The following is a 26,073-nucleotide window of genomic DNA, read 5'->3' as shown; positions in this document are numbered from 1 at the left end:
GTCGCCAGCGGGTCGTCGGCCATCGCCCGACGGCGCCGCATCCCGCGGTGCGCCATCGGCTCGCCTCCTCCCGATGACCCGAAGATACGCCGGCCAGACGAACAGACTATCATTTCTTCAGCCTGCAATATAACGATACGTTATGAAGTTCGAGGAAAAGCACCTGGCTCAGCTCGCGGCGGTCGTCGAGACCGGCAGCGTCACAAATGCCGCCGTCCGGCTCGGCCTGTCGCAGCCCGCGATCTCGCGCACCATGTCGGCGCTTGAGAAGCGCGTGGGAGAGCCGCTCTTCAAGCCGGGCCGTCGGCCGCTGGAGCCGACCCTCATCGGGTCGCAACTCGCCCAGCACGGGCAGGTCATCCTCGAGGCCGCGAGGAAGGCCTCCGAGACGGTCGCTGGTTTCCGGGCCGGGTCGCGGGGCACGGTGCGCATTGCCGGCGTGCCCTTCTTCATGGACGCCTTCATCAGCCGCATGATCGGCGAGTTCCAGACGATCGAGCCCGAGATCCGGGTCGAGCAGAGCTACGGCAACCTCGAGGATCTCGAAAAGGGCATCGCCTCGAACCAGCTCGATCTTGCGATCTGTCCGCTGGGCCTTGTCGAGGCCGCGCGCGGGTTCCAGTTCACCCCGATCCTCGCCGCCCGGAACGTCGTCGCCTGCCGGAGCTCCCATCCGCTCCTGCGCCGGACGAAGCTCGGGACGAACGATCTGGTCGACTACCCCTGGATCGCCCCGCTGCCGGGCTCACCCCTGCTGGCGGACCTGCACGCGCTGCTCCTGACCATCGGCCTGCCCGAGATCGGCATCCGCTACTCGGGCGGCTCGCTGCTGTCGGTCTTCAACTACCTCGAAGAGACGGACGCCCTGACGATCCTTCCGCATTCGGTCGTCTTCGCCCATCGCAAGGACAGGCGGATCACCGTCCTGCCCGTCGAAATCCCGCAACCGCCCCGGTCGCTGGGTATCCTGCGCTCAGCCGCCGAGAGCCGACCACCGAGCGCCGACAAGCTCGCCAATCACATTTTCCGGCAGTTCGACGCCCTGCGAACGTTGATCGAGCGGCACCAGACCTCGCTCGTCTGGGGCCCGAAACTCGGTCCCCAGTAGGCTCCTCGGCGCGGCGCCCGGCGCGCGGCCGCGCATCACGGATCTGCCGGACAAACCGAGCGCCGCCTCGCGGCCGCCGGGTCCCCTTCTTCAGTACTTGAACTCCTTGTCGGTGTTTGGGGTGGCGTGGACGGTTTGTCCGGGGTTGAAGGTCCGGCTTCCGTCGACGCGGGCGAGGAGGGGGCCGAGGGCCTCGACCTCGAGGTGCAGGATGGTGTCGGCGCCGAGGCGTTCGACGTGGCGGACGCGGCCGGTCCATCGGCCGTCGGTCTCGGAGACCTCGAGGTGCTCGGGGCGGATGCCGTAGACCTCGCAGCCCATCTCCCGGGCGAGATCGCCCTCGAAGAGGTTCATCCGGGGGCTGCCGATGAAGCCCGCGACGAAGGGGGTGGCGGGGCGCTCGTAGAGCTCCATGGGGGTGCCCACCTGCTCGATCCGTCCGCCGCGTATGGACGGCGTCATCCTGGTGGCGCCGCGTCTCGCCGCCGATGTCCTGGCCGGATACGCCCGTCAGATCCCTTCGGTCGTCATCGGGCATCACGAGCCGACGGCGGATGCCTTCGATACCGTGAACTCCGACGACGAACAGGGCGCCCGGCTCTCCGTGCGGCACCTGATCGACCGCGGCTACGAGGACATATGGATGCTCACCGCACCAGGGCGTCCCGGAGGCTACGAGGTCTACGACCGGCGGGAGGCGGGATATCGCGCCGAAATGCAGGAGGCCGGGCTCGAGGGCCGGGTTCAGGTGGTCCGCTCCGACAGCGAGACCGGCAGCAATCTTGCCGAACTGTCCGAACTCCTTCGCGATCTGCCGAAACCCGGAGCCGTTTTCTGTTGGAGCGACATCCACGCCATCCCGCTCCTGACGCTGGCGCGGGACGAAGGCTACGAGGTCCCGGAAGAGGTCGCGGTGGTCGGCTACGACAATACCCACGTCGGAGCCTTGCCTCCGATCAAGCTCTCCTCCGTGGACCAGCACGGCGTCGAGATCGGGCGCCGGGCCGCCGCGACGTTGCAGAGGCGCATTCGGGGCGAGACGACGGGCGAGCACCTGCTCATTCAGCCCGAGCTCGTGCTCCGGGCGAGCGGTTAGGCGCGCGCTTTCGCGAGAGCGGCACGCCGTCTGCGGTCATGAGTGGCGTCCCGCCCAACGCGTCAGCCTGCGTAGTCGTCGTCCGATACCTTCTCCATCCATGTGACCGGCCCGCCGTCGACGCTTTCCTGTATCGCGTAGTGGCTCATCGCGGTTTCGGGGGACGCGCCGTGCCAGTGCTTCTCGCCGGGCTCGAACCAGACCACGTCGCCGGGATGGATCTCCTCGACCGGACCGCCCTCGCGCTGAACGCGGCCGCGGCCGAAGGTCACGATCAGGGCCTGTCCCGCGGGGTGGGTGTGCCAGGCCGTGCGGGCGCCCGGTTCGAACGTGACATGGGCCGCCATCGTCCGGCCCGGCGCTTCGGCCGCGAAGAGCGGGTCGATGCGGACGGTCCCGGTGAAGGTCTCTTCCGGTCCCGGATTGGACGGGGCAGTGCCTGCGCGGGTGATTTTCATAAGGTCTCCTCCTGGTTCAGTTTCTCGAAACGGTAGGTCAATGCCGGGCCACCGGGTTGGGCATAGGCGAGCTCGGCGGTGACCATGGCGAAAGGCTCGACAAAGCGGCCCGTCCGCAAAGGCCCCGCCTCCAGCGGCTCGAATCCTGCATCGCGGACGAGGGCGCGGGCGATGTCCTTTGCCTCAGCGTCGTCGCCGTAGGTCAGAACCTGGGGCCGTGGAGCGTCGCCATTCAGCGCGCGCACCGGCGCGAAGGCCTCTGAGGGGACCGTGTTGAAGCAGGAGACCCAGCGCGCCTCGGGACGTCGCCGCGCGAGCTCTTCCGCTCCGGAGGTGGCGGTGCCGAGGACGAGGTCGCTGTTTCTCTCGTCAAGCGGCACGCAGCAGTTGAGGACAATCTTGCCTGCAAGATTTCCTGCCTGTTCGAGGACGTCGTCTATGCGCGACCAGTGGACGGAGAGCAGCAGGGCGTCGGCCCGGGCCACCGCCTCCGCGACGCTTGCCGCCGACCCTCCCGTCTCCTCCGCGAGGCCCTCGAGCTTCGAGCGGTCCCGCGAATAGGCGAAGGTGACGTCGTGCCCCGACTCCGCCCAGGCCCGGCCGAGCGCGCCACCCATGAGCCCCGATCCGAGGATGCCGATCCTCATGGCGCTTACTCCGCGCGGCTCTCGAAGACGTCGGCCGCAACCGGCAGCGCCGAGAAGACCCGCGGCCAGCCGGTATAGAACGCCAGATGCGACAGCATCGCGCCGGCCTCGTCCTGGGTCAGGCCGTTGTCCATCGCGCGGTTCAGGTGAAAGGTCATCTGCTCGGGCTGTCCGGCGGCGATCAGGGCGGCGACCGTGACGAGGCTCCGGTCGCGCGGCTCCAGCGCGGGCCGCAGCCAGAGATCGCGGAAGAGCAGCTCCTCGGTGTTGTCGACGACCCCTTGGCTCACGTTGCCATACATGCCCTGCACCGTCTCCTGCCGCCGGGCCTCGGCCTCTTCGTTGAGCGGCAGAAGCTCGGGGTCGGCGGCGGGAAGATCGTCCGCGCTCACGCCGCGCTCTTCGAAGACGGGCGCCGCGGCCACGCCCGCCGCGGTGGCATTGCCCCAGCCGGAGTAGAAGGCGAGGTGCGTGATCGTCTCGGAAATCTCCGCCGGGGTGACTCCGGCATCGAGCGCCAGAGCCACGTGCTCGGAGAGCTCGCCGGTCTCATGCCGCGTCATCATGGCGGCGAAGGTGACGAGCGCGCGGTCCCGGACCGAGAGGTTCTCGCCCTGCCAGACCTCGCCGAAGAGGTCTTCGGACGCGTAGGTTTGCAACGCGGGAGCGACCTGGCCGACCGCGTCGGGGAGCGTGGTGGAGAGATCCTGCGAAATGGCGCCAGTGGCCATGAGGGCGGTGAGTGCAGAGACGGTCACAAGGCGGGCTTTCATCGAAGGCTCCTTTCGGGTCGGGCGCATGGTTCAGTCGCATCAAGAGATGATGCGCGGACGTCCGACCTTAATGCCCGGCCCGATCACCCCACTCATGAGGGTGCTTCATGGATGGTCACGTCCGTTCCCGAGGCGCCTCCAGGACGACCCCGAAAGCGGAGGAGGGCCGCTGCCGGCTGGGGTAGTAGAGGTGGAAGCCCGGGAAGGCGGGGCAATAGTCATCGAGGCAGGTGCGCAGTTCCCCGGCGGCGATGGCCGGTTCGGCGAGCCGGTCGGGCACCAGTGCCAGCCCGTGTCCGTCGATCGCGGCGCGCAGGATCGGGTTGATCGTGTTGAAGCAGACCTGGCCCTGCACCTTGACCCGGATCTCGGTCCCATCCGGGTCCTCGAACTCCCAGGAATATAGCGCGCCGTGATTGGTCAGGCGCAGGTTGATGCACTGGTGCTCGCCGAGATCGTGCGGGGTCTTCGGAACGCCGGCGGCATCGAAATAGCCAGGCGCGCCGACGCAGATCATCCGCTCGTCGGGGCCGATGCGCATCGAGATCATGCCATCGCTCACCTGTTCGCCGTAGCGTACCCCGGCGTCGCACTGGGAGGCTGCAAGATCGGTAAAGCCGTAGTCCATGACGAACTCGACGTTGACCGCCGGATGCTCTTTCAGCACCGGCGAGATCTTGGGCCAGAGCAGCGTCTCGATCGGATACTCGGCGGCGGCAATCCGGACCGTCCCCGAGGGGCGGTCCTGCGCGTCGTTCAGCGCCCTCAGCCGCGCCTCGATCTTGTCGAAGCAGGGATTGAGCGTCGCCAGCAGGTCCTCGCCCTCGAGCGTCGGCGCGACGGAGCGCGTGGTCCGCGTGAGGAGCCGCAGACCGAGCCGCGTCTCCAGCGCCTTGATCGTATGGCTCAGTGCCGATTGCGAGACGTTGAGCCGCGCGGCGGCCCGGGTAAAGCTCCTCTCCTCGGCCACGGCGGCCAGGGCGATGAGATCGTTGATATTCTCGCGCAGCATGCAGACCGACCCGTCCGGGGAATGACGCTCGTCGCCGGATACATGGGCAGGGCTCATCATGTCCATGGATTATGCAGCATGGCCCGGGCGCCGCTCTCCTTCGAGCGGGCAGCCGGCGCCCCGAGACGCATTACTCGCCGTATTGCGCGTCGGTGACCGGATTGATGAGCTGAAACCATGAGTGCTGTGCACGGCGCGCGCATTCACTTCCCGCGCTTCGGGGCCGATCTCCTGTCCTGTCAGCGGGCCGAACCTTCCGCCCCCAGAGCAAGGAACTTCTGCAATGAGTCATGCCCCGATCCTCGCTTTCCTCGCCGGGCTCACCGGGTTGCCGGTCTCCGGTCTGGCGCAAGAGGCCTCCGCGGACCCGAGCGTCGGTGTCTGGCAGCTCGTTACGCCGGAGGGCGTCACCTTCACCGTGGAGTCCGCCATCGCGCGGGACCTGATCGGGCAGGAGCTCGAACGGACCTACGAGGTCGCGGACGACCGGCTGACTTTGGAGCCGACCAGCGCAGACGAGAGTTGGAGCGTGACCTACGCGCGCCGCGGTGAAGCGGTCACGGATTGAGAGGGAACGGCGATGACGCGTATTCGACTCATCTCCGGCGAGACCGTCCTGACCGGCACGCTGGACGGCACCGCGGTCGCGTCCGACTTCGCCGCCCTTCTGCCGCTCGATCTGACGCTCAGGGATTTCCACGGAATCGAGCAGATCGCCGATTTGCCGCGCGCCCTCGACACGTCCGCTGCGCCCGAAAGCTACAAGCCGGAGGCTGGCGACATCACGCTCTACGCGCCGTGGGGAAACCTCGCGATCTTCTTTCGCCCCTTCCAGGAGTCCCAGGGGCTCGTCCGGCTGGGTCGCTTCGACACACCTCCCGACGGGCTGACCGATGGACCGGTTCGGCTCGAACGGGTCGATTGAACCAAGACACGAAATGAACGACCATGATCCTCGAAGAAAACTACACCCTTCCGAACGGAGTCGAGATCCCGAAGCTCGGGCTCGGCACCTGGTTCATCGACGATGACGAGGTCGCCGACGCGGTGAAGGTCGCCGTGGAAATCGGCTATCGTCACATCGACACCGCGCAGGCCTACGGCAACGAGCGCGGCGTGGGCGAGGGCGTCCGCAACGCCGGCGTGGCCCGGGACCAGCTTTTCGTGACCACGAAGCTCGATGCCGGCATCAAGAGCTACGAAGAGGCGAAGGCCTCCATCGATGGCTCGCTGGAGACCATGGGCCTCGATACCATCGACATGATGATCATCCACAGCCCGCAGCCCTGGGGCGACTTCGGCGAGGACGAGCGCCACTTCGAAGGCAACCTTGCGGCGTGGAAGGCTCTGGAAGAGGCCTACGAGGCCGGCAAGCTGCGTGCGATCGGGGTATCGAACTTCCAGACGCGCGATCTGGACAACCTGCTCGAAAACGCCTCGGTCAAGCCGATGCTGAACCAGATCCTCGCACACGTCAGCAACACGCCCTTCGAGCTGATCGAGGACACCAAGTCGCGCGGCCTGCTTGTCGAAGCCTATTCGCCCGTCGGTCACGGCCAGATCCTCGACAATGCGGAGATCGGCGAAATGGCGAAGAAATGCGGCGTCAGCGTCCCGCAGCTCTGCATCCGCTACACCCTTCAGCTCGGTCTTCTGCCGCTGCCGAAGACGGCGAACCCCGAGCACATGCGCAACAACGCGGACGTGGACTTCGAGATTTCCGACGACGACATGGAGCTGCTCAAGAACGCCAAGCCGATCGAGCACTACGGCGACGCGAGCGTCTTCCCGGTCTACGGCGGCAAGATGTGAGACGAGGGCAGGCGGCCGCTGGCCTTTGCCTCATGAACGAAGGGTGGACAGCCACGCTGTCCGCCTCTTTCGACTTTTACCTCAACCAAGCGACGTCGGCTCGCCGCGCGCGTCCTAAGAGAATTGCCGAACGTGCGGAGGTGACGGCGGTCTGCGGGTTCATCAAGGCGTGCTCGTCGCGCGGGAGCGGCGGGCGAGGCGGGCTTCCAGCTGGGTGAGTGCATCATAGACGGCCACCGCGAAGAGGCCGACGATCAGCCCGCCCTGGAGCACGTAGGCGGTGTTGCTTGTCAGAAGCCCGGCGATGATCACCTCACCCAGCGTCCGAGCCGCCACGGTGGAGCCGATGGTCGCGGTCCCCAGCGAGATGACGACCGACAGCCGTATGCCCGTCAGGATCACGGGTAGCGCGAGGGGCAGTTCCACCTGGATCAGACGCTGGCGGCGGTTGAGCCCCAGCCCCCGCGCCGCCTCTATCGTCGCCGGCGGAAGCGTCGAGAGTCCCGCGATGGAGTTCTCGAAGATCGGCAGCAGGCCGTAGAGGAACAGCGCCACCAGGGTCGGTCCGGCGCCGAAGCCCAGGGCGGGCACGGTGAGGGCGAGGACGGCGACCGGCGGAAAGGTCTGCCCCATGTTCGTGACCGTGCGCGACAGCGGGCGGAAGGCCGCCCCGGCCTCGCGCGTCACCAGGATCGCCAGGGTGACCGATACAAGCGTCGCCGCCGCCGTTGCCGCCGCGACGAGGCCCAGATGACTCAGCGACAAGGACAGGAGCGAACTCCTGGCATAGATTACCGGCGCCCCTTCGGGCGCGAGTGGTGCGAAGACCGGCTCGAACCACTCCGGCTGCAGGACGAGCGCCAGGAGCAGCAGGATCACGGCCGGGCGCAGGACGATGCCGGGCCTCACGCGCTCAACTCCGCCCGTGCGCGGATAGCTTCCAACGTCACACGTCCGATGAGGGCTCCCTCGCGTTCCACGGGGACCGCCGTTCGTCCGGTCCACAGGCAGGCGGAGAGGGCGTCACGCAGGCTGCAGTCCTCCGGCAGGGCGTCGCCCGGCGCGTCCCCGTCCTCCACCACCTCCGACAGGGGCACCAGCGACAACAGTCGCAACGGCCGTTCCATGCCGCCGACCATGTCGGCGACGAAGGGCGACGCCGGGCGCGCGACGATCTCGGCCGGACTGCCGTGCTGCACGAGGCTGCCTTCGTCCATCACCGCAACCCGGTCGCCCAGCCGGATCGCCTCTTCCATGTCGTGCGTCACCAACATGATGGTCGAGCCGAGCGCCCGCTGGATCTGGCGCAGATCGTCTTGGGCCCGCGCTCGGATAATCGGGTCCAACGCGCCGAAGGGTTCGTCCATCAAGAGGAGGTCCGGCCGGGACGCCAGCGCGCGCGCCACGCCGACGCGCTGCTGTTGACCGCCCGAAAGCTCGGCCGGGAAGCGGTCGCGGAACTGTTCGGGCTCCATCGAAAACAGAGTCAGCAGCTCGTCGACGCGGGCGCGGATCTTGTCCTTCGGCCAGTTCAGCAACCTCGGCACTGCACCAATGTTGCGCGCCACCGTGTGATGCGGGAAGAGCCCGTGACCCTGGATCACATAGCCGATCCTCCGGCGGAGGAGATGCGGCTTCGTCGAGAGTGTCGACTCCCCGTTGATCCGCACTTCTCCCGAGGTCGGCTCCTCGAGCCGATTGATCATGCGCAGCAGGGTCGTCTTGCCCGATCCGGAGGTGCCCACGATGACGGTTATCGTCCCGCTCTCGGCGGTCATGCTGACGGCATCCACCGCCGGTGCTCCGTTGTAGACCTTGGTGATCCGGTCGATCTCGATCATGCGGTCCTCGTGGCTTTCGGGCGGGTCAGTTCCACCAGGATGTCCATTACGATGGCGGAGACGAGCGCCAGGGCGACGGTCGGCAGGGCGCCCAGAAGGATCAGGTCGGTCGCGGTTTGGTTCAGGCCTTGGAAGACGAAGGTGCCGTAGCCACCGCCGCCGATCAGCCCGGCGATAACGGCCAGGCCGATGTTCTGCACCAGCACGATGCGCAGGCCGGTCAGGATGACCGGCATGCCCAGCGGGAGCTCCACCCGTAGGAGGCGCTGGCCGGGCGTCATGCCCATTCCGCGCGCGGCTTCGATCGCCGTGGGCGGAGCGGCGGCAAGGCCGGTCACGGTATTGGCGACGACGGGCAGCAACGAATAGAGGACGAGCGCCAGGAACGCGGGTGCGAACCCGATGCCGGCGATGCCGATTGCCTGTGCACCGGGAACGGTGTCGCCGATCCAGCCAAGGATCGGGATCATGATGCCGAACATGGCCAGAGACGGGATCGTCTGAAGAAAGCTCAGAGCGGGCAGGGTGGTGCCGCGCAGCCTCTGGTCGCGGTGGCACAGGATCCCGATTGGAAAGCCAATGACCGCTGCTGTCGCGAGGGAGCCGAAGGCGAGCTGCAAATGACGCGCGGTCGCGTCGATGAATGCGGACCTCCGGCTGGAGTATTCCTGCATGACTGACAGTGGCGAAAGCGCCCCAGACCAGAGGATCAACGCCAAAGCGCCCAGCACCGCCGCCAGCAGCGCGCCGCGCATGAGGGGGCCAGGCGCCAGCTGCGCCAGCGCATCCGCCATCAAGAGCATGAGGATCGTCAGCAGACACCAGAAGCCGATGGCGGGCGAAACCCGGGCGTAGTCTCCCCCGTCTTCGAGCATCGCCGGCGCCCCTTGGGCCAGCAGCCACAGCAGCCCTCCGAGGCCGAGAACCGCCCCCAGGAGCCGGAGACGCGGCCAGACTGCGGGAAGGCCCAGCACCAGTCCGAGCAAGACTGCCACGACTCCGGGCAGGGTGAGGGAAGGGGGGGCGACCGCCCAGATGGAAACGCCTTCGCCCGCTACGATTCGATTGGCGGCGAGCGTCATGAACGGGCCGAACAGAGCGGCCAGTCCGAGTGCGGCGAAGAGCAGGCCGGGTGGGGATACGCGGTGCCGCGCATCCCCGGTCGCTATCGTCTGCACACTCAGTCTATCACTCCGGCCTCGGTGAGGTACTCTCGCGCCACGGCCTCGGCCGGTTCGCCTCCGACCTGAATGCGGCCGTTGAGCTGCTGAAGCGTCGCCATGTCCAGCTCGGCGAAGATCGGGTTCAGCACCTCGGGGATGGACGGATACTCTTCCAGCACCTCGGCGCGGACGATCGGCGTCGGCTCGTAGACCGGCTGCACGCCCTGGTCGTCCTCCATCACCACGAGGCCCGTCGCGCCGACCCCGCCATCGGTGCCATAGACCATGGCCGCGTTTACGCCCGAGGTGCCGCGCGCGGCCGCCTGGATCGTGGCGGCGGTGTCCCCGCCCGAGAGGATCACCGTCTGGTCCTCGGTCAGCTCGAAGCCGTAGGTCTCCTGCATCGCCGGAAGGACGGCGGGGGAGGACACGAACTCGGTCGAGGCAGCCAGCTTGATCTCGCCGCCGCCCGACACCCACTCGCCGAAATCGGTCATCGTGGACAGGTCGTTCTCCTCGGCCACGGGGCCGGTGACGGCGATGGCCCAGGTGTTGTTGGCCGGCGCGCTTTCGAGCCAGGTGATATCGTTCGCCTCGGCATCCAGCTCGGCCGCGCGGTCATGTGCCGCTTCGGCATCGTTCCATACGTCGCTTTCGGCCTCGTTGAAGAAGAAGGCCGCATTTCCCGTGTACTCCGGATAGATGTCGATCTGCCCGGCAAGGAGCGCCTCGCGGACGACCTGCGTGCCGCCGAGTTGCAGACGGCGCTCCACCGGCAGACCCGCATCTTCGAGCGCGAGCGCGATCATGTTGCCCAGGAGGCCGCCCTCGGTGTCGATCTTGGAGGATACGACAATCTCCGCCTGGGCGGCTGTCGTGTGTGCGCCGAACAGGGCGGCGGCGACTATCATGTGCTTCTTCATGGGGGGTCCGTTTCTTGCCTTCGAGAATTTAACGCCTCGCGGCGCAGGCTCGTCGGGGAACGTAGGAGAGTATGACCACCCGCCAAGTCCGTCCGGGCCGGTGGTGGTCGATCGGAGCTGGAGATGGGATCTCACAGGCTCAGAGCTTGGCGTAGGGGAGAGCCATTATCGAGCGGCTCGACATTCTACGTTCGAGAAGCGGACGGTCGCCGCATGCGTGAGCCATGTGGTACCAAGGGCCGAAAGCGGCCACCTTCTCCGCTGACCTTCAACGTCAGCTCTTGGCCGTCGCCGATCCCGCGTCTTTCGAGGTCTTGCCGAAGCCGGTCGCCCGTTCAGCCCCCCACCAGGTGCCTGCGTTCGCCGAATTCCGGCTCACCGGCATCCGCCGCATCGGGGCGAACCAGCTTGTGCTCGAAACGGTATCGCTCGGCCTGATAATAGGTTCGGGCGTATTCGACAGGTTCGCCGCCCGCCAGAAAGACCACGCGCTCGACGAGGATCAGCGGCTTGCCGGGCTCGGTGCGAAGCATGTCGGCGCGGAGCTGGTCGGCCCGGATGAGGCGCATGGTCTCGTCGGCCATTGCCGGTTGGAGGCCGTAGCTCTCCTCGAGAATACGATGCACCGGGGTCTTGAGGTCCAGTGCCGGAAGGCTCGGGGCGACGTGTTCGGGGATGTACATGGTGCGCGACGCAAGGACGTCGGCATCGGCTGCGAGGTTCAGGCGGATCTTGTGAGCGCGCTCGATGGCACCCATGCCGAGCCTCTCGCGGATCCAGCGAGGCGGCGGCTCCAGCGCGGTTTCGTCGATCTGCATCGTGAGGTCGTCGGTGGCCTCGAAACCGTCGTCGAGGAAATGAGCCTGGCTGCGGGGCGGGATCGACATCCTGCTCGGCATCACGAAGGTTCCTCGGCCCTGGTGGCGGCCGAGCAACCCTTCGTTGACGAGTGCGGTGATCGCCTGCCGGACAGTCATGCGCGACAGTCCGTAGTACCGGCAGAGCGCGGATTCCGAGGGAATTCGTGCGCCGGGCGACAAGTGGAAAGTGATGTGGTCTCTCAGCGCGTGCTTGAGTTGAAGCCAGAGCGGTGTGGGCGTCTCATGGCGCAGCGGCGGCAGCGTCAGCGCTGTCTCTTCCTGTGTCATTTTGGTTCAAACCCTAAAGAATAGGCGTAGGTGCGTCCGGACGCCGAGCGGAGTTTCGGGCCCGGTGCCAGCGGCGACTATGCCTGCGTCGCGTGTCGCAGGCACTTCGCCCGGTCGTTGCCTCTTGCGGCCGGATGTATCTTTTGGTGGCGATTGCTGGGAAATTGCTCCGGTCCAGTCATCTTGATATGTATTTACTGCTGGCTTTTTCGGAAAGCAATTCGGGGCGCTTGGCGCGGGGCTGACAGGATGCGGATGTACAACTTGGCGGGCGCCGGGCAGCCGTTGCGCGGCCGCGTCCACTGATGGTCGACGCGCCCGCGGCGCCACGCAGGCCGCCGACGAACGCCGAGGTGCTGGGCAACCGGGAGTTCCGGGTGTTCCTGGTCGGCAACTCGCTGTTCCACTTCTGCGCGACATCCCTGACGGTGATGCTCGCCTTTCATGTCTACGAGCTCCGCGAGAACCCGCTCGACCTCGCGCTGCTCGGCTTCGTCCAGGTGATCCCGGCACTGACGCTGGCATTCCATGCCGGCGATGTCGCCGACAAGCGGCTTCGCCGCGGTCTGGTTACGATCTCATTCGCAGCGCTGGGCTTCGTGGCGCTGGCACTTGCCGTCGTCTCGGCGGCCGGCGCAGAGACGATCTGGCTTCTTCTCGTGGGCGGCTTCGCCTCCGCCACGATCCGCACCTACGAGAATCCCGCCAACGTCGGGCTCGAGGCGCAGATTATCCCGCGCCACCATATCTTGAAGGCGCTGCCGATGGTCGCCACGGCGGGCAGGGTGGCCGACATGGCGGGGCCGGTGTTGATGGGCGTCCTCTGGGCGCAGGTTGGCGCTGGACCGACCTACGGGGCGATGGCCATCCTTCTCGGCGTCTCAACGCTGCTCGTGGCGCTGGGGATTGCGCAGAAGCCCGTTCCCGAGGTCGAGGTCGGGTTGCCGCCCCTGCAGCGTATCCGGGAGGGTTGGACCTATGTCTGGCGCAATCAGGTCCTCTTCGGTTCGATGCTGCTCGATCTCTGCGCGGTCTTCTTCGGCGGGGCGGCGGCGCTTTTGCCCATCTTCGCGACCGATATTCTGGAGGCCGGTCCGGACGGGTTCGGCCTCCTCCGTTCGGCCATCGCCGCGGGCACTTTCGTTGCCGCAGTGACCTCGATCTACGCCATGCCGGCGGCCCGGGCAGGGCACGCCCTGCACCTGATCGTTGTCGGCTTCGGCCTGTCGATGATGGTCTTCGCCCTCTCGACCAGCTTCTGGCTCTCGATGGCGATGCTGTTCCTGGCGGGGATCTGCGACGGGTTCAGCATGGTCATCCGGCACGCGATCCTGAGGGTCGCCTCGCCAGAGCACATGCGGGGGCGCATTGCGGCGGTGCGGATGATCTTCGTAGCTTCGTCGAACGAACTCGGCGCGATGCAAAGCGGCACCATGGCGACCCTCATCGGCCCGGTTCGGGCCGTGGTGGTCGGCGGTACGATCACCGTGGCGGTGGCGGTGGTCATCGCGCGGAAGATGCCGCTGCTGTGGCGACTGAACCTGCACGAACATCAAGCCGAGCCGATCGACAAGCAGCCCTGAACCTGAGCCTCAGATCACCTGCTCGGTGTGAACTACAACCGGCGGCTCGACGAAGAAGGGGCCTGCGAGGTCACGCCACTTCTGGAACTCTGCACTCGCGCGGAATCTCTCTATGTGCGCTTCGACGGAGGTCCAGCCGACGACGAGCCGATAGCTCCCCGGCGTCTCGATCACGCGCTCAAGCGTGAAGAACAGGCAGTCCTCGGAGCTTTCGAAGTACGGTCGGGCCTCGGCCACTGCGCCCTCGAACTCTGTCGCCCGCGCCGGGTCGATCGTCAGGATCGCGACTTCGCGGATCATAGCTTTTTGGCCGTCGCGTGTTCCTGGTCGATGGATTGGGTCACGCCGGTCTCGACCATCGTGCGGGTCGCATCGATATCGGCGTAGGTCCAAAAGATGCGCATCTTGCCGGTGCCGTCGTTCATGAACCGATGGGGCACTCCGGCCGGGATCCAGGTCGTATCTCCAGCCTTCAGCTTGTGGGGCGTGCCGTCGATCTCGGCGATGGCATCGCCCTCGAGGATCATCACGCTTTCCTCGCAGTTGTGGTAGTGAACCCCGATCTTCGCGTCGGGATCGAACTCGGTGATGCCGTTGATCACGCTGCTGGAGCCGCAGCTGCGGGTCACGAGAGGGATCGTCCGGGCGCCGTTGCCCCGGTCGTTCACGGGAAGTTCGTCCGGTTTCAGAATTGCAGCGTCCATTGTTCCGCCTCCTAGTCCAAATCTCAGCCCTTCGCAGGGCCGATCCAGATCGTTTTGATGTTGGTGAACTCGCGCAGGCCGTAGGACCCCAGCTCCCGTCCATAGCCGGATTTCTTGATGCCGCCGAAGGGCAGCCGGGCGTCCGATGCGACGAGACCGTTGATGAAGACCGCGCCCGCGTCGAGGGTCCGCGACATCCGTCGCGCTTTTTCCACGTCGGAAGTCCAGATCGTGGCGCCCAGTCCAAACTCGCTGTCGTTGGCCAGTTCGACGGCGTGGTCGGCATCGCGAGCCCGGACGATAGAGGCTACGGGGCCGAACATCTCTTCGCGGAAAGCGGCATGCTCCTGCGTCACCTTGTCGAAAAGGGTCGGAGAGTAGAAGTAGCCGCTGCCCTCGACGGGTCGTCCACCGATGATCAGCTTGGCGCCGGCCTTGACCGACCGCTGCACCTGATCGTGGAGTTCGTCGCGCAGGTTGGCGCGCGCCATCGGTCCGATCTGGGTCTCGGGATCCATCGGATCCCCGATCTTCAGTCGCTCGATCCCGTCGCGGAATAGTTCGGCGAAGCGATCGGCCACGGCCTCCTCGACGATGAAGCGTTTCGCGTTCACGCAGGACTGCCCGGCGTTGATGAAGCGGGATTTGACGGCGGTTTCCGCCGCGGCCTCGAGGTCAGCGTCGGCCAGAACGATGAACGGATCGGATCCGCCAAGCTCGAGCACCTGCTTTTTGAGTGCTGCGCCCGCCTGGCTCGCAACGATCTGCCCAACCTCCGTCGAACCGGTCAGAGTGACCGCCGCGATCCGGTCGTCGGCGATGATCGGCGCGACCTCGCGCGAGCTGATCAGCAGGCTGCGCATCAGGCCCTCTGGGCAACCTGCGCGCCTCATCAGCGCCTCGATCGCCAAAGCGCAGCCGGGGACGTTTGCCGCGTGTTTCAGGATCGCACCGTTCCCAGCTGCCAGCGCCGGCGCCGCGAATCGGAAGAACTGCCAGAAGGGAAAATTCCACGGCATGATGGCCAGCACGACGCCCAGCGGATCGAAGACGACGCCGGACTCGGTAGCGTTCGAGGGCAGGGGCTCGAAGGCCAGAAGGGCGGGCGCCATCTCGGCATAGTAGTCGCAGGTGACCGCGCATTTCTCGACCTCTCCTCGCGATTCGGAGATCGGTTTGCCCATCTCTTTCGTGATCAGTTCGGCATAGCGATCGCGACCGCTGCGCAGCTCTTTCGCCATGGAACTCAGGAGCTTGACGCGATCCTCGACCGGGACCTCCCGCCAGGCTGCCTGCGCCGCGACAGCACCGCTCAATGCCGCGTCAACGTCGTCGGACGTATGGGGCGCATAGCTTTCGATCTGGGCGCCGTCGGTCGGATTTATTGAGTTTATCAAAGCTCTTCCATCCCTCTTGGATCGATCAAATCAGTACCTTGCGTCATCGCCAATCGCAAGTAAGATGTCTATAGATGTATGGGGCGTGGAGGAGCGCTTACGGCATCGCAGAGGCTTACGTTTCTAGGGAGGAGACTATGCTGAACACCAAGACCCATGAATTCGCGGATGCTCGCGTCTGCAGCAAAATACCACGCTGCAGCGCGGCGCTAGCGGTAGCGATGGCGGCCGTGATGGGGGCCGGTCTTCCGGGCCCTGCGCAGGCGCAGGACGAGGAGGTCACCGAGCTCTCCGTTTGGTTCGCCCGTGAGTATACGGTGCCGTCCCGCGAGCAGCTGGACAGGTTTGAGCAGGAGACGGGCATCACGCTTTCGGTCGACGTGCAGCCGAGCGACAACCTTTTCCAGCAGTTGATCCGGATGCGTGACGCGGGCCTCGAGCTGCCTGACGTGGTGCACCTCGACGGGTTCCTACGGCCGGTGGTTGCGGAGGCCGGGGTGGTCGCGCCCGTGCAGGACATCGTGGACACCTGGCAGGAAGAGGATCCCGAGGGGTTCGGCCAGATCTACGAGGCCACGTGGAACGACGCCATGTGGAACGACGAGCTGATCGGCATGGCCAACACCGCGTCGATGGAAGAGGTCTTCTTCCGGACAGACTGGCTGGAGGAGGCCGGTATCACGGAACCGCCCGAGACCTGGGACGACGTTCTGGAATACGCCCGGGCCATCAAGGAGGTTCAGCCGGACGTCGTGCCGTTCGGCTGGTGGGCCCAGCGAGGAAACGGAGCCAACCATCTTTATTCGTCCATGTCCGCGATGGGCGTGGAGTTCGACGGCTCGATCCCCGACCTGCGCGGGGAGGGCGGCCAGTACTGGATCGACTTCGTCCAGACTCTCTCCCGCGAAGAACTGATCAGCCCCGAGGCTGTCGCCTGGAACGACGACAACATGCGCGGCGGCTTCGTGGCTTCCAATATCGGCATGATGCTCGACTCCGCGCCGACCTCCGTGGGTGCACAGGATGCCGGGCTGGAGCCGGACACGAACTTCAACCTCGTGCCCATGCCGACGAGCCGCAGCGGCGAAAGCGAGGACGGCGTGATCGTCGCGCCGGCGCGGACGTTCTTCATTACGGCGGACGCCGTGGAGCGGGGTGCCAAGGATGAAGCCGGACTCGTGTTCCGGTTCCTGATGGACCCCGACGTAGCGCTCTATCTCATGCTGGAAGGTGCCGACCCTCACCGGACCGATGCCGTGCTCGCTGATCCCGACTCCCTCAACCAGTGGCTGCCGATCTGGGACGAGGACAATGTCGAGGCTTTCAGCAACATGGGCGTGTTCCCTGTCGATCTCGACTTCCCCGAAGCCGAGGATCTCATGGAACGGCTGAACGAGTTCGCCGTCGCCAATCCGGACATGGATCCCATGGCCGTGGCCGACGAGTGGCAGCCGCAGTTCGACTCGATCCGCGAGGACTGATCACGGACCCGTTCAGGGGCGGCCGGCGTCACCGGCAACGGCCGCCCCTCTCACGACAACCGGTTTCGGCCGACTGCTCGCGGCTCTTCGATTGGTGCGCTTCGCGGCCGCCGGATCGGACTGCGCGCCTCGCCGGGACGAACGTCCAACCTACACGCAAGGGATCGATAAATGGCGGAGGGTGACCCAAGCACGGACATGGCATCGGCGACACGGATCGTCGGCTGGCAGCATCCGTGGATCGCCTACCTCAGTTCGGCGCCGGCGATGATAATCGTGGCCGTGGTTCTGGCCTTTCCAGTGCTGTTTGCCGCGGTTCAGAGCCTCTACGACATCAGCCCGCTCTCACAGGAGTCGCCGTTCATCGGCTTCGGCAACTACATCGACGTCTTCAGCGAGCCCTCGTTCTGGTCTTCGCTCTGGCGGACGGGTATCTTCGTGTTCGGCGTGATCGCCTTGGGCCTGACGCTCAGCATCATCTTCGCCTTCGCGCTCAATCGTGTTGTCTCGGGCCTCCGATTCATCCGGGGCCTGGCGATCCTGCCTTACATCGTCTCGAGCGTCGCCGCGGCACTCATGTTCCGCACGATGTTCAACAGCGAGTTCGGCTTCCCGAACCAGGTCCTCGAGTTCATGGGCTTCGGTGCCGTCCCGTGGCTGTCGAACGGGGTCTACGCAATGATCGTCGTGATCATCGCGCAGGTCTGGACCGACCTTCCACTGGCACTGCTTTTCATTCTCGGCGGCTTGCAGACGATCGACGACCAGCTGACCGAGGCGGCCCTCGTCGACGGGGCGACCGGCCTTCGTAGCGCGATCTACATATCCATTCCGCTGATCGCGCCCCAGATCACGCTCGCCACGGTCTGGCTCAGTTTCAAGGCCGTCACTTCGCTAGGGACGGTGCTCGCACTGACGGGCGGCGGGCCCGGGGAAGCCACGCAGCTCCTGACGCTCGAAATGGTTCGGCTCGGCTTCGACGAATACGAGACCGGAACGGCTATGGCGCTGGTCATCATCATCTTCGTGCTGAACGCGGCCCTGACGCTCTTCTACCTGGGTCTCCAGCGCAAATTCGGGACGAAATAGCATGTCGGTCACGCACACTTCCCCGAATACCACCATGACATCGCTGCGCAGGCGCAGCCCGCCGTGGTACCGCAAGTGGCTCGGCGGGCCGCTCCGCCAGGCCATGGTCTGGCTGCCACTGGCGGCACTGGTGCTCTGGACGATGGGGCCTTTCCTGATCTCGCTGTCGGTGTCGTTCAAGCAGCCGGCGCAGGTCTTCGCCGATCCCGGTATCATCCCCGCAGAGCCGACCCTGGATGCCTATGCGCGGGTGATCGACCGACCGGGCTTTCAGAAGGCGCTCTGGAACAGCATCGTCATCGCCTTCGGTAGCCTCATCCTGACCCTCATCGTCGGGGTGCCGGCCGCCTACGCCTTTGCCCGGTTCCGCTTCCGCGGCCGGCACCTGCTCCTGCTCTTCTCGCTCTTGCCGATGCTGGCGCCGAAGGTCGGGCTCATGTTCCCGCTCTTCCTGCTCGCGGTCGAGCTCGGCGCCTTCGACTCCCGGCTCTTCCTGATCTTCGTCTTCACGGGGATGCTCCTGCCGCTCGCGGTCTGGCTTCTCGTGGGCTTCTTCCAGGCGATCCCGAGAGAACTGGAGGAAGCGGCGGCGGTCGACGGTGCGACCCAGTTCGCGACCATCCGCACCGTCATCCTGCCGCTGGCGATCCCGGCGCTGATCACCGTGGCGGTGCTGGCCTTCCGCGAGGCCTGGAACGAGTTCGAGCTGGTGCTGGCGCTGACCCAGACGGCGGACTCCCGCACGCTGCCCTACGAGCTCTTCCTGATGCAGGACGCCACCGGGATCGCCGACTACCCGATCCAGAACGCCTTCGCCCTCCTGACCATCGTTCCGCTCGTCCTCGTCTACCTGAGGATCGAACGGTACGTGGCCGAGGGCCTGCTGAGTGGTGCCGTGAAATGAACCGGACCCAACATCGAAAGCGGATGGCGCGAGGCCGCGCCGTTCTCCCAATCGACGCACAAGCACGGGAAAGACATCCTGTCATGAAACAGCACCGTCAATTGACCACCACCAAAGGGCATCGAGCCGCAGTCACCGGCGTCGCCCAGCAATCGGAGGCGTGCCGTGGGTGAGGTCAATTTCAGAAATGTCATGAAGCGGTTCGACGACGGCACGGTCGCCGTCAACGATCTCAACTTCGATATCGAAGAGGGGGAGTTCCTTGTCCTCGTCGGGCCGTCAGGCTGCGGGAAATCCACATCCTTGCGTATGGTCGCGGGGCTGGAGGCGATCTCCGGCGGTGAGATCCTCATAGATGGCGAGGCGGTCAATGGCCTGACGCCGCGCGAGCGGGACATCGCCATGGTCTTCCAGACCTACGCGCTCTATCCGCACATGACCGTTGAACAGAACATGGGCTTTCCGCTCAGGATGGCCGGTGTCAGCGCGGACGAGAAAGCGAAGAGGGTGCGCGCGGCGGCAAGCGTTCTCGATCTCGAAGTCTTGTTGAATCGCTATCCCCGGGAACTCTCTGGTGGTCAGCGCCAGCGCGTCGCCATGGGCCGTGCCATCGTGCGCGAGCCGCGTGTCTTCCTCATGGACGAACCGCTGTCGAACCTCGACGCCAAGCTCCGTGTGCAGATGCGGGGCGAGATAGCCCGCCTGCAGCGCGAACTGGGAACGACGACGCTCTACGTCACGCACGACCAGGTCGAGGCCATGACGCTCGGTGATCGTGTCGCCGTCATGCACGACGGTATCCTGCAACAGCTCGCGCCGCCCGGAGAGCTCTACAAATCGCCCGAGACGGTCTTCGTGGCCGGTTTCATCGGGTCGCCGCCGATGAACCTTTGCCGGGCAACAATCGTGGAAGAAGGCGGAGGCCTTGCGGCGAAATTCGGCACTTTCTCGCTTTCCGTCGATCCGAGCAGCATCGAGAAATATCCACTGGTTCGAGAGCGCATCGGAAAGGATGTCGTGCTCGGTACCCGACCGGAATGCTTCTCCATCGCCACCGAGGAACTGCCCGAGAACAAGCATATCGTGGCGAAAGTCGACATGGTGGAAATGCTCGGCGCGGAGGCGCTGGTCTACCTGCCGACCGATGCCGAGCAGATCGACAGCAGCATGACTTTCGGAAACGGGGCGGCGCGCAAGGTCGCGAGCGCGGATGTGCAGCATCTGAGCCTCGTCGCCCGCATCGCTCCCAAGACTGTGCCGAGCCACGGAGAGACCGTGAGCTTGGGATACGAAGCGGATTCCATGCACTTTTTCGACATCGAGACCGGTCACGCCCTTCGCTGACCGATCGTCGGACCGTTCGGCCCGGCGCCCACAGACGAGAAACACACGGTCGAAGGGTCAGACGGACCCAAACGGCCTCAACGAGACATAGGAGACCAGGCTTGTCCAATCGCGAAGAACTTCTGGATATGGCGGTGCACGCCCTCGCGCCGCTGATGGACGACAACAAGAATGCCAGCGCAATGGACCTCTACGACGACTCCATGCGCATCGGTCAGATGCTGATCGACAAGGTCGATGAGACGGTCGCGCAGAGTCCGGATGCGCCCCCACGCGACGAACTCATGGACATGGGCGTGCATGCCTTCTCGGCGCTGCTGAAGGGGCGCGGCACTGCCGATGCCGCCGGCCTGCTCGACGAGACCATGGCGGTCGCCCGAAGCCTGATCGCGAAGGTGGACGCAACGCTGGCTGCCGAGGGGGACGGTATGGACCGCGAAGAGCTGATGGATGTGGCCGTTCATGCGCAGAGCGGTTTCCTGATCGGACGCCCGAAGATGCCGGCCGACGAGCTCAGTGATGCCTGCATCGCGGTCGCCAAGGACATGATCGCACAGGCCGACAGGGCAACGAGCTGAGAATGAACGGGCGCCCGCGCCCCGGATGGGGCGGGCGGCACCGACATTAACCGAAAAGGATGGACCACCCCATGAAAGTCATCGCGATCGAGGAGCATTTCTGGAGCCGGGAGTTCGCCGGACATTTCCAAGGCAACTTCGATCGCGGCCCGAAAATCATGGAGAAGCTCGAGGACGTCTCTTCCGGCCGGATCGCGGACATGGACGAGGCCGGCATCGATCTTCAGGTCCTGTCCCACGCCCCGCCCGGGGGGCAGAAGCTGATCCCGGAGCAAGCGGTTGCCGCCTGCCAGGCGGTGAACGATTATCTGGCGGATGTCGTGGCGGCCCAACCTGGGCGTTTCGCAGCTTTCGCGACACTGCCGCAGGCCGCGCCCGAGGCGGCGGCGGACGAGTTGCAGCGCGTGGTCGAGGGCCATGGCTTCAAGGGTGCGATGCTCTACGGGCCAACCAACGGCAGGTTCCCCGATGAGCCGGAGTTCTGGCCGATCTTCGAGCGCGCGGCACGGCTGAAAGTGCCGGTCTACCTGCACCCGGCATTGCCCGACAAGCGCGTGCAGGAGGCCTACTACGCCACATACGCCAGTTCTCATCCCGACCTTCTCGGGGCGGCCTGGGGGTTTGGCGTGGAGGCGGGCACGCTCGGGATCCGCATGGTCCTCAGCGGCGTGTTCGAGAGATACCCGGACCTGCAGATCATCCTCGGTCACCTCGGCGAGGGGATTGCCCTTCAGCTCACGCGGATCGACGAGTCCTTCCGGCGCCCTGCCAACGCTCCCACGGATTTCGCCGGCATTTTCCGGAACAACTTTCACATCACCACAAGCGGCTTCTTCTCGGATACCGCGCTGCGCTGTTGCATCGACGAGATGGGTGCCGACCGGATCCTCTTCGCCGTGGACTGGCCCTTCGTAGCGATGAAGCCCGGGGTCGACTGGTTTTCGGCCTACCCGGCGGACGACGACACCAAGAAGAAGATCTTCTCGGCGAATGCCGAGGCGCTTCTCGGGCTTTGAGCCCGGGGCGCGAGGAGACTTCTGTAACGACAGATATGGGACTGAACAGATGACGAGCAGCTTCGGACGATTGAGCCTACATACCTGGACGATCGACACGACCCCCCTCGGGGAGGCTCTCGAGGTGATCAAGGCCGCCGGCTACGACGCAGCCGAGCTTCGGCGGAAGGACTTCTATCGGTGCTATGCCGACGGCATGACCAACGACCAGGTGATCGACCTGATCAAGGCCAGCGGGGTCAAGGTCGCCGTGCTCGGCGTGGAATACGGTTGGCTCTTCGCTCAGGACAAGGAGGAGAGCGGCCGGCTCTTCAATGATTTCCGGGCCTCCTGCGAGAACGCGGTCGCGATCGGTTGTCCGCAACTGATGTCGGCGCCGGGACCTTACGAGGGCTCGCTGAAGGACGCGGTTGGGTACCTGCGACGCGGAGCGGATATCGCCGCCGAATACGGGCTGGACCTGTCCATCGAGTTCAATTCGCAGCATCCCAACCTGAACTCGGTCGAAACCCTGCTGGACCTCGTCAAAACGGCCGACAAGCGGAATGTCGGCCTGCTTCTCGACGCCTACCACCTGGCCCGCAGCGGTCGGCCCGGCCGTGGGTTCGAGGAGGTTCCCGCAGAAGACCTCATGCACTTCCAGTTCTCGGATCTGTCGCCCAACCCCGTGACGGGGGTGAAGCGGCCGATGGACCGCCTGATGCCCGGCGAGGGCGTCATCGAGTGGGACCGGCTTTTCCAACTCCTGCACGAGAAGAATTACACCGGCCACATGAGCTTCGAGGCCCCCAATCCCGAGATTTGGGAGCGCGACCCGGTCGAGGTCTGCCGCGAGGGCGTCGAGCTGACCCACCAGCTGATGAAGCACGCGGTGCCGGAATTTCGGGCGTGATCCCCGAACCGGCGCTTTGAACCTCAACCCAGAAAGAAGGATGCCTCAAATGAACGCTCCGCTCTTCCAAGGTCTCTTCGACAAGAGCATAACCGACATTCCCGACAACGCCGACAAACAGCGGTACATGACGACGGTCGCGCCCGACGCGCAGAACAAGGGCCGGTGGCTCGAGCAACCACGCCTGCCGCACCCGGTGGGCGAGATGGGTGTCGTCGAATGCCAGGGAAAGATCCATGTCTTCGGCGGCTACGCCAATCACCGGGTGGACGGCAACTACCATCAGGTCTTCGATCCCGACGCCGGCGAGTGGACGATGAAGGCCGAGTTCCCCCATCGCTGCAATCACAACTCCGCGGCGGCCATCGGCAACAAGATCTACAGCTTCGGCGGGTTCGTGGAACAGAACCGCTGCCCGCATTCGAAGTGCTTCGTCTATGACGTGGACGCCGACGAGTGGTCTCCGATCGCGCCCCTGTCTCGTCCTCGTGGGGCGATCTTCGCCCTGACCGTCGGCGACAAGATCCACCTGCTCGGAGGGCGTGACGTCCGGTCGGTGGAGTGGCACGAGATCTACGACCCCAAGACCGACAGCTACCACGACGTCGCGCCGATGATGGGCACGACCAAGACCCAGCCCTTCGCGGGACAGCGCGACCACATGGGCGTCGTACTGGTGGACGGCAAGATCCACGCCATCGGCGGTCGGATGGACAGCTACGACTTCAACACCGGCATGCACGGCGTCTACGACCCGCAGGAGGATAGCTGGTCCTTCCGCGCACCGCTTCCCGTGCCGCGGAGCGGGCCGTCGGCAGCCTACGTCAACGGCAAGATCGTCGTCTTCGGTGGCGAGGCCACCGGCATGGTTTTCGGCACCAACGAGGCCTACGACCCCCAGTCTGACAGCTGGGAGGCGCTGACGCCCATGCGGGTGCCGCGCCACGGCCTTCACGGGCAGACGGTGGCCGTGATCGGCAACATGATTCACGCCCCGGGTGGCGGTCCGGTTCCGGGCGGCCGCGTCCAGGGCGCCTATCACGACGCCTTCACCTTCGACTGATCCCACGGGCCGGTCTGCCCCGCCCGTCCGGCGGCGGGGCAGGCCTTCGCACGGACGTCGACTTGAAGCCATCCAGGAGGAACCGACATGCCCCGCATCGAACTGCCCAGCGGTATCGCTCTCAACACCCGGATCGAGGGTCCCGAGGGCGCGCCCTGGGTCATGCTCTCCAATTCCCTCGGCGCCGACCTGTCCATGTGGGACGGTCAGGTCGACTTGCTCGCGGGCAAGTACCGCGTCCTGCGCTACGATCAGCGGGGGCACGGGCAGAGCGATGCGCCTGACGGGCCCTATTCGTTTGAGGACCTTGCCGAAGACGCAATCGCGATCATGGATCATCACGGCGTCGACAAGGCCGACTGGATCAGCCTTTCCATGGGGGCGATGACCGGCATGGGTCTGGCGATCGATCACCCCGAACGCTTCGGGCGGATGGTCTTCGCAGATGCGCGATCCGTCGCGACGGATGCCTACAGGCAGATGTGGGACCAGCGCATCGCGACCATCCAGGACGGTGGTGTAGGGGCCGTGGTCGAGGGGTCGCTCGGCCTCTGGCTGACCGACGAGTTCCGCGAGGCCAATCCAGATGTGGCAGAGGCCTGCGCGAAGATCATCAGTGGAACCAGTGACAAGGGCTATATCGCGAGTTGCTACGCCCTGCGCGAGCTGAACTTCTTCAAGGATCTGGACAAGATCACCTTGCCGGTCCTCTACCTCTGCGGCGGCAAGGACAAGGGCGCCCCTCCGGAAGAGATGCAGGAGATGGCCCGGGTGACGCCGCGGGCCCAGTACATCGAAATCCCCGATGCCGGCCATCTCGCGAACATCAACCAGCCACGCGCGTTCAACGAGGCTCTTGCGAGCTACCTCGATCTTTAGGGTCGTGAAGCTGAAAGTTGCCTCGATCGGAGCATTGGAGCCACGAGCCGACGGGATCACCAACCGGCGCAGGTCGTGGACCTGCCGAGCCTTCGCAAAACATTCAGATCCCGGACGCTCCTGCCCATGATTAATTTGCGAGGAGCAACGAGGAGCTGATATTCCTGCGACCAAAGAACAGAATGATCCGAGGCAGACTGCAGACATGGGTGAGACAACGATGAGCTTTGTTCTTAGGGCAGGGGGCGCGGCGCTCGCGTTCGCCGCCCTGGCCTCATGCAGCGTGCTGGGCTCGTCGCGTGTCACGGTGAGCGGTCGCCAGGCAGACTGCATGGCGCGGGCGATGTATTTCGAGTCCAACCGCTCGAGCCGGGACGGCATGGTCGCCGTTGGCAGCGTCGTGATGAATCGGGTGAGCTCCGATGACTACCCCGATACGGTGTGCCGGGTGGTCTCGCAGCCCGGGCAGTTCGCGTCCGGTGTCATGTCGCGGAGGATGACGAGCCCGGCTCTCCCGCTTGTGAGAGAGGCCGCCGTCTCCGTTCTGGCCGGGGAGCGGCACCCCATGGTCGGCGATGCCGAGTTCTTCCACGCCGCCAGCTACCGTGCGGGCTACAACAACATGCACTACGTGCTCGTCGCCGGCGGAAACGCATTCTACGAGAAGCGCCCGCCCGAACTGGTCACGCAGCCGGTCCCGCCCCGTCCTACCGAAGGCCTGACCCGCTGAAGGCACGACCCATGTGAAGGGCGATGCAGAGGAGCGAGTCGAGTCGGGCAAGGCATCCGTCTCTCGGTCGGGTCCCGGATCACCATAGGGGCTGACAGGTGCAAGCTGGCAGACCGCGCGAGCGCTGGGGACGCCCAGAAAAGCCCCGGTGAGCACCGTGACCCTACGTGATGAAGATTTTTCTCTTGCGGACTCCGCAGACCGTCTGTAAATGCAGCTCTCACCGGCGGCGCTGAGGCGCTGGCGGGACGCTCCACCGGGTCGGACGCGATAGCGGAAGGCGGGGTGAGGCGGCAGGAAATTCGAGATCATGCAGGCGGGGCGCGCCAAGGAAGAAGGGCGCATCCAGTCGGTTTTGTCTCTCACGCTCTTTGAAATCGCGAGTATCTGAAGAGATATGTGGGCGGTTTGGTTCATTCGATGGATCAGACA

The 26,073-nt window shown here is 65.5% G+C and carries 29 protein-coding genes; 16 read left to right on the top strand and 13 right to left on the bottom strand.

What is annotated here, in order from left to right:
- Positions 1-142: 142 nt before the first annotated feature.
- Positions 143-1,108 (top strand): LysR family transcriptional regulator, encoded by a 966-nt coding sequence (locus F3S47_RS16755; protein ID WP_150446460.1) that lies wholly within the window; start codon positions 143-145, stop codon positions 1,106-1,108.
- Between the two features lie 90 nt (positions 1,109-1,198).
- Here F3S47_RS16755 and F3S47_RS16750 read toward each other — a convergent pair whose 3' ends face one another.
- Positions 1,199-1,534: a TOBE domain-containing protein gene (locus tag F3S47_RS16750; RefSeq protein WP_223877863.1), complete on the bottom strand. Its 336-nt coding sequence runs from the start codon at positions 1,532-1,534 to the stop codon at positions 1,199-1,201.
- Here F3S47_RS16750 and F3S47_RS16745 point away from each other — a divergent pair.
- Positions 1,521-2,204: a LacI family DNA-binding transcriptional regulator gene (locus F3S47_RS16745; protein ID WP_150446458.1), complete on the top strand. Its 684-nt coding sequence runs from the start codon at positions 1,521-1,523 to the stop codon at positions 2,202-2,204. The genes F3S47_RS16750 and F3S47_RS16745 overlap by 14 nt on opposite strands.
- A 62-nt stretch (positions 2,205-2,266) precedes the next feature.
- On the opposite strand, the gene F3S47_RS16740 is transcribed toward F3S47_RS16745, so the two are convergent.
- The 4 genes from F3S47_RS16740 to F3S47_RS16725 form a co-directional block, all read right to left on the bottom strand.
- Entirely contained in the window at positions 2,267-2,662 is a 396-nt protein-coding gene (locus F3S47_RS16740) for a (R)-mandelonitrile lyase (RefSeq protein ID WP_150446457.1), read from the bottom strand.
- On the bottom strand, positions 2,659-3,309 hold the full coding sequence (locus tag F3S47_RS16735) for an NADPH-dependent F420 reductase (RefSeq protein WP_150446456.1): 651 nt from the start codon (positions 3,307-3,309) through the stop codon (positions 2,659-2,661). The genes F3S47_RS16740 and F3S47_RS16735 overlap by 4 nt, the downstream gene beginning before the upstream one ends.
- A gap of 5 nt (positions 3,310-3,314) precedes the next feature.
- Entirely contained in the window at positions 3,315-4,082 is a 768-nt protein-coding gene (locus F3S47_RS16730; protein ID WP_150446455.1) for a carboxymuconolactone decarboxylase family protein, read from the bottom strand.
- A 115-nt stretch (positions 4,083-4,197) separates the two neighbouring features.
- Positions 4,198-5,094 carry a LysR family transcriptional regulator gene (locus F3S47_RS16725; protein WP_150446454.1) on the bottom strand — a complete coding sequence of 299 codons (897 nt, stop codon included), beginning with the start codon at positions 5,092-5,094 and terminating at the stop codon, positions 4,198-4,200.
- A 283-nt stretch (positions 5,095-5,377) separates the two neighbouring features.
- On the opposite strand from F3S47_RS16725, the gene F3S47_RS16720 reads away from it, so the two are divergent.
- From F3S47_RS16720 to F3S47_RS16710, 3 genes are read left to right on the top strand one after another with little or no spacing between them, the layout of a single operon-like run.
- Positions 5,378-5,662 (top strand): hypothetical protein, encoded by a 285-nt coding sequence (locus F3S47_RS16720; RefSeq protein WP_150446453.1) that lies wholly within the window; start codon positions 5,378-5,380, stop codon positions 5,660-5,662.
- Positions 5,663-5,674: 12 nt separating this feature from the next.
- Positions 5,675-6,019, top strand: coding sequence for a cyclophilin-like fold protein (locus F3S47_RS16715; RefSeq protein ID WP_150446452.1), 345 nt, complete (start codon positions 5,675-5,677; stop codon positions 6,017-6,019).
- Between the two features lie 23 nt (positions 6,020-6,042).
- A complete protein-coding gene (locus F3S47_RS16710; RefSeq protein ID WP_150446451.1) occupies positions 6,043-6,906 on the top strand; it encodes an aldo/keto reductase in 864 nt (287 codons plus the stop codon).
- Between the two features lie 162 nt (positions 6,907-7,068).
- On the opposite strand, the gene F3S47_RS16705 is transcribed toward F3S47_RS16710, so the two are convergent.
- From F3S47_RS16705 to F3S47_RS16685, 5 genes are all read right to left on the bottom strand, one after another.
- Positions 7,069-7,815: an ABC transporter permease gene (locus F3S47_RS16705; protein ID WP_150446450.1), complete on the bottom strand. Its 747-nt coding sequence runs from the start codon at positions 7,813-7,815 to the stop codon at positions 7,069-7,071.
- Positions 7,812-8,747: an ABC transporter ATP-binding protein gene (locus F3S47_RS16700; RefSeq protein WP_150446449.1), complete on the bottom strand. Its 936-nt coding sequence runs from the start codon at positions 8,745-8,747 to the stop codon at positions 7,812-7,814. Before F3S47_RS16700 ends, F3S47_RS16705 begins: the two co-directional genes overlap by 4 nt.
- Positions 8,744-9,925, bottom strand: coding sequence for an ABC transporter permease (locus tag F3S47_RS16695; RefSeq protein WP_223877862.1), 1,182 nt, complete (start codon positions 9,923-9,925; stop codon positions 8,744-8,746). Before F3S47_RS16695 ends, F3S47_RS16700 begins: the two co-directional genes overlap by 4 nt.
- Positions 9,926-9,927: 2 nt before the next feature.
- Positions 9,928-10,833, bottom strand: coding sequence for a glycine betaine ABC transporter substrate-binding protein OsmF (gene osmF / locus F3S47_RS16690; RefSeq protein WP_150446448.1), 906 nt, complete (start codon positions 10,831-10,833; stop codon positions 9,928-9,930).
- Between the two features lie 335 nt (positions 10,834-11,168).
- Positions 11,169-11,981, bottom strand: a complete 813-nt coding sequence (locus F3S47_RS16685) for a GntR family transcriptional regulator (RefSeq protein ID WP_150446447.1) — start codon at positions 11,979-11,981, stop codon at positions 11,169-11,171.
- A gap of 305 nt (positions 11,982-12,286) precedes the next feature.
- Here F3S47_RS16685 and F3S47_RS16680 point away from each other — a divergent pair, with 305 nt between their 5' ends.
- The gene (locus F3S47_RS16680) at positions 12,287-13,564 is read left to right on the top strand and encodes an MFS transporter (protein WP_150446446.1); all 1,278 of its coding nucleotides are present in this window, start codon (positions 12,287-12,289) and stop codon (positions 13,562-13,564) included.
- 9 nt (positions 13,565-13,573) lie between these two features.
- Here the strand turns inward: F3S47_RS16680 and F3S47_RS16675 are convergent, their stop codons facing one another.
- From F3S47_RS16675 to F3S47_RS16665, 3 genes are read right to left on the bottom strand one after another with little or no spacing between them, the layout of a single operon-like run.
- On the bottom strand, positions 13,574-13,864 hold the full coding sequence (locus F3S47_RS16675) for a putative quinol monooxygenase (RefSeq protein ID WP_150446445.1): 291 nt from the start codon (positions 13,862-13,864) through the stop codon (positions 13,574-13,576).
- Entirely contained in the window at positions 13,861-14,268 is a 408-nt protein-coding gene (locus F3S47_RS16670) for a cupin domain-containing protein (RefSeq protein WP_150446444.1), read from the bottom strand. The genes F3S47_RS16675 and F3S47_RS16670 overlap by 4 nt, the downstream gene beginning before the upstream one ends.
- Before the next feature lie 23 nt (positions 14,269-14,291).
- Positions 14,292-15,665, bottom strand: a complete 1,374-nt coding sequence (locus F3S47_RS16665) for an NAD-dependent succinate-semialdehyde dehydrogenase (RefSeq protein WP_150446443.1) — start codon at positions 15,663-15,665, stop codon at positions 14,292-14,294.
- A 137-nt stretch (positions 15,666-15,802) separates the two neighbouring features.
- Between F3S47_RS16665 and F3S47_RS16660 the strand changes: the two genes are divergently transcribed.
- From F3S47_RS16660 to F3S47_RS16615, 10 genes are all read left to right on the top strand, one after another.
- Positions 15,803-17,146: an ABC transporter substrate-binding protein gene (locus F3S47_RS16660; protein WP_191090225.1), complete on the top strand. Its 1,344-nt coding sequence runs from the start codon at positions 15,803-15,805 to the stop codon at positions 17,144-17,146.
- Between the two features lie 171 nt (positions 17,147-17,317).
- Positions 17,318-18,235 carry a carbohydrate ABC transporter permease gene (locus F3S47_RS16655; protein WP_150446441.1) on the top strand — a complete coding sequence of 306 codons (918 nt, stop codon included), beginning with the start codon at positions 17,318-17,320 and terminating at the stop codon, positions 18,233-18,235.
- 34 nt (positions 18,236-18,269) lie between these two features.
- On the top strand, positions 18,270-19,139 hold the full coding sequence (locus F3S47_RS16650; RefSeq protein WP_191090224.1) for a carbohydrate ABC transporter permease: 870 nt from the start codon (positions 18,270-18,272) through the stop codon (positions 19,137-19,139).
- A 165-nt stretch (positions 19,140-19,304) separates the two neighbouring features.
- Entirely contained in the window at positions 19,305-20,483 is a 1,179-nt protein-coding gene (locus F3S47_RS16645) for an ABC transporter ATP-binding protein (protein ID WP_223877861.1), read from the top strand.
- Between the two features lie 101 nt (positions 20,484-20,584).
- The gene (locus F3S47_RS16640; protein ID WP_150446439.1) at positions 20,585-21,061 is read left to right on the top strand and encodes a hypothetical protein; all 477 of its coding nucleotides are present in this window, start codon (positions 20,585-20,587) and stop codon (positions 21,059-21,061) included.
- 71 nt (positions 21,062-21,132) lie between these two features.
- Complete coding sequence (locus F3S47_RS16635; protein WP_191090223.1) at positions 21,133-22,077, top strand: amidohydrolase family protein; 945 nt, start codon at positions 21,133-21,135, stop codon at positions 22,075-22,077.
- Between the two features lie 49 nt (positions 22,078-22,126).
- Complete coding sequence (locus F3S47_RS16630) at positions 22,127-22,969, top strand: sugar phosphate isomerase/epimerase family protein (RefSeq protein ID WP_191090222.1); 843 nt, start codon at positions 22,127-22,129, stop codon at positions 22,967-22,969.
- A 49-nt stretch (positions 22,970-23,018) separates the two neighbouring features.
- On the top strand, positions 23,019-24,032 hold the full coding sequence (locus F3S47_RS16625; protein WP_191090221.1) for a Kelch repeat-containing protein: 1,014 nt from the start codon (positions 23,019-23,021) through the stop codon (positions 24,030-24,032).
- A gap of 87 nt (positions 24,033-24,119) precedes the next feature.
- Positions 24,120-24,911 carry an alpha/beta fold hydrolase gene (locus F3S47_RS16620; RefSeq protein WP_150446435.1) on the top strand — a complete coding sequence of 264 codons (792 nt, stop codon included), beginning with the start codon at positions 24,120-24,122 and terminating at the stop codon, positions 24,909-24,911.
- Between the two features lie 220 nt (positions 24,912-25,131).
- The gene (locus F3S47_RS16615) at positions 25,132-25,641 is read left to right on the top strand and encodes a cell wall hydrolase (protein WP_150446434.1); all 510 of its coding nucleotides are present in this window, start codon (positions 25,132-25,134) and stop codon (positions 25,639-25,641) included.
- The last annotated feature ends 432 nt before the right edge of the window (positions 25,642-26,073 follow it).

The sequence above is a fragment of the Histidinibacterium aquaticum genome (assembly GCF_008710275.1).
In the GTDB taxonomy this organism is placed as follows: domain Bacteria; phylum Pseudomonadota; class Alphaproteobacteria; order Rhodobacterales; family Rhodobacteraceae; genus Oceanicola; species Oceanicola aquaticus.
The sequence above is the reverse complement of the archived record's forward strand: the minus strand, read 5'-3'. Positions and strand labels throughout refer to the sequence as shown.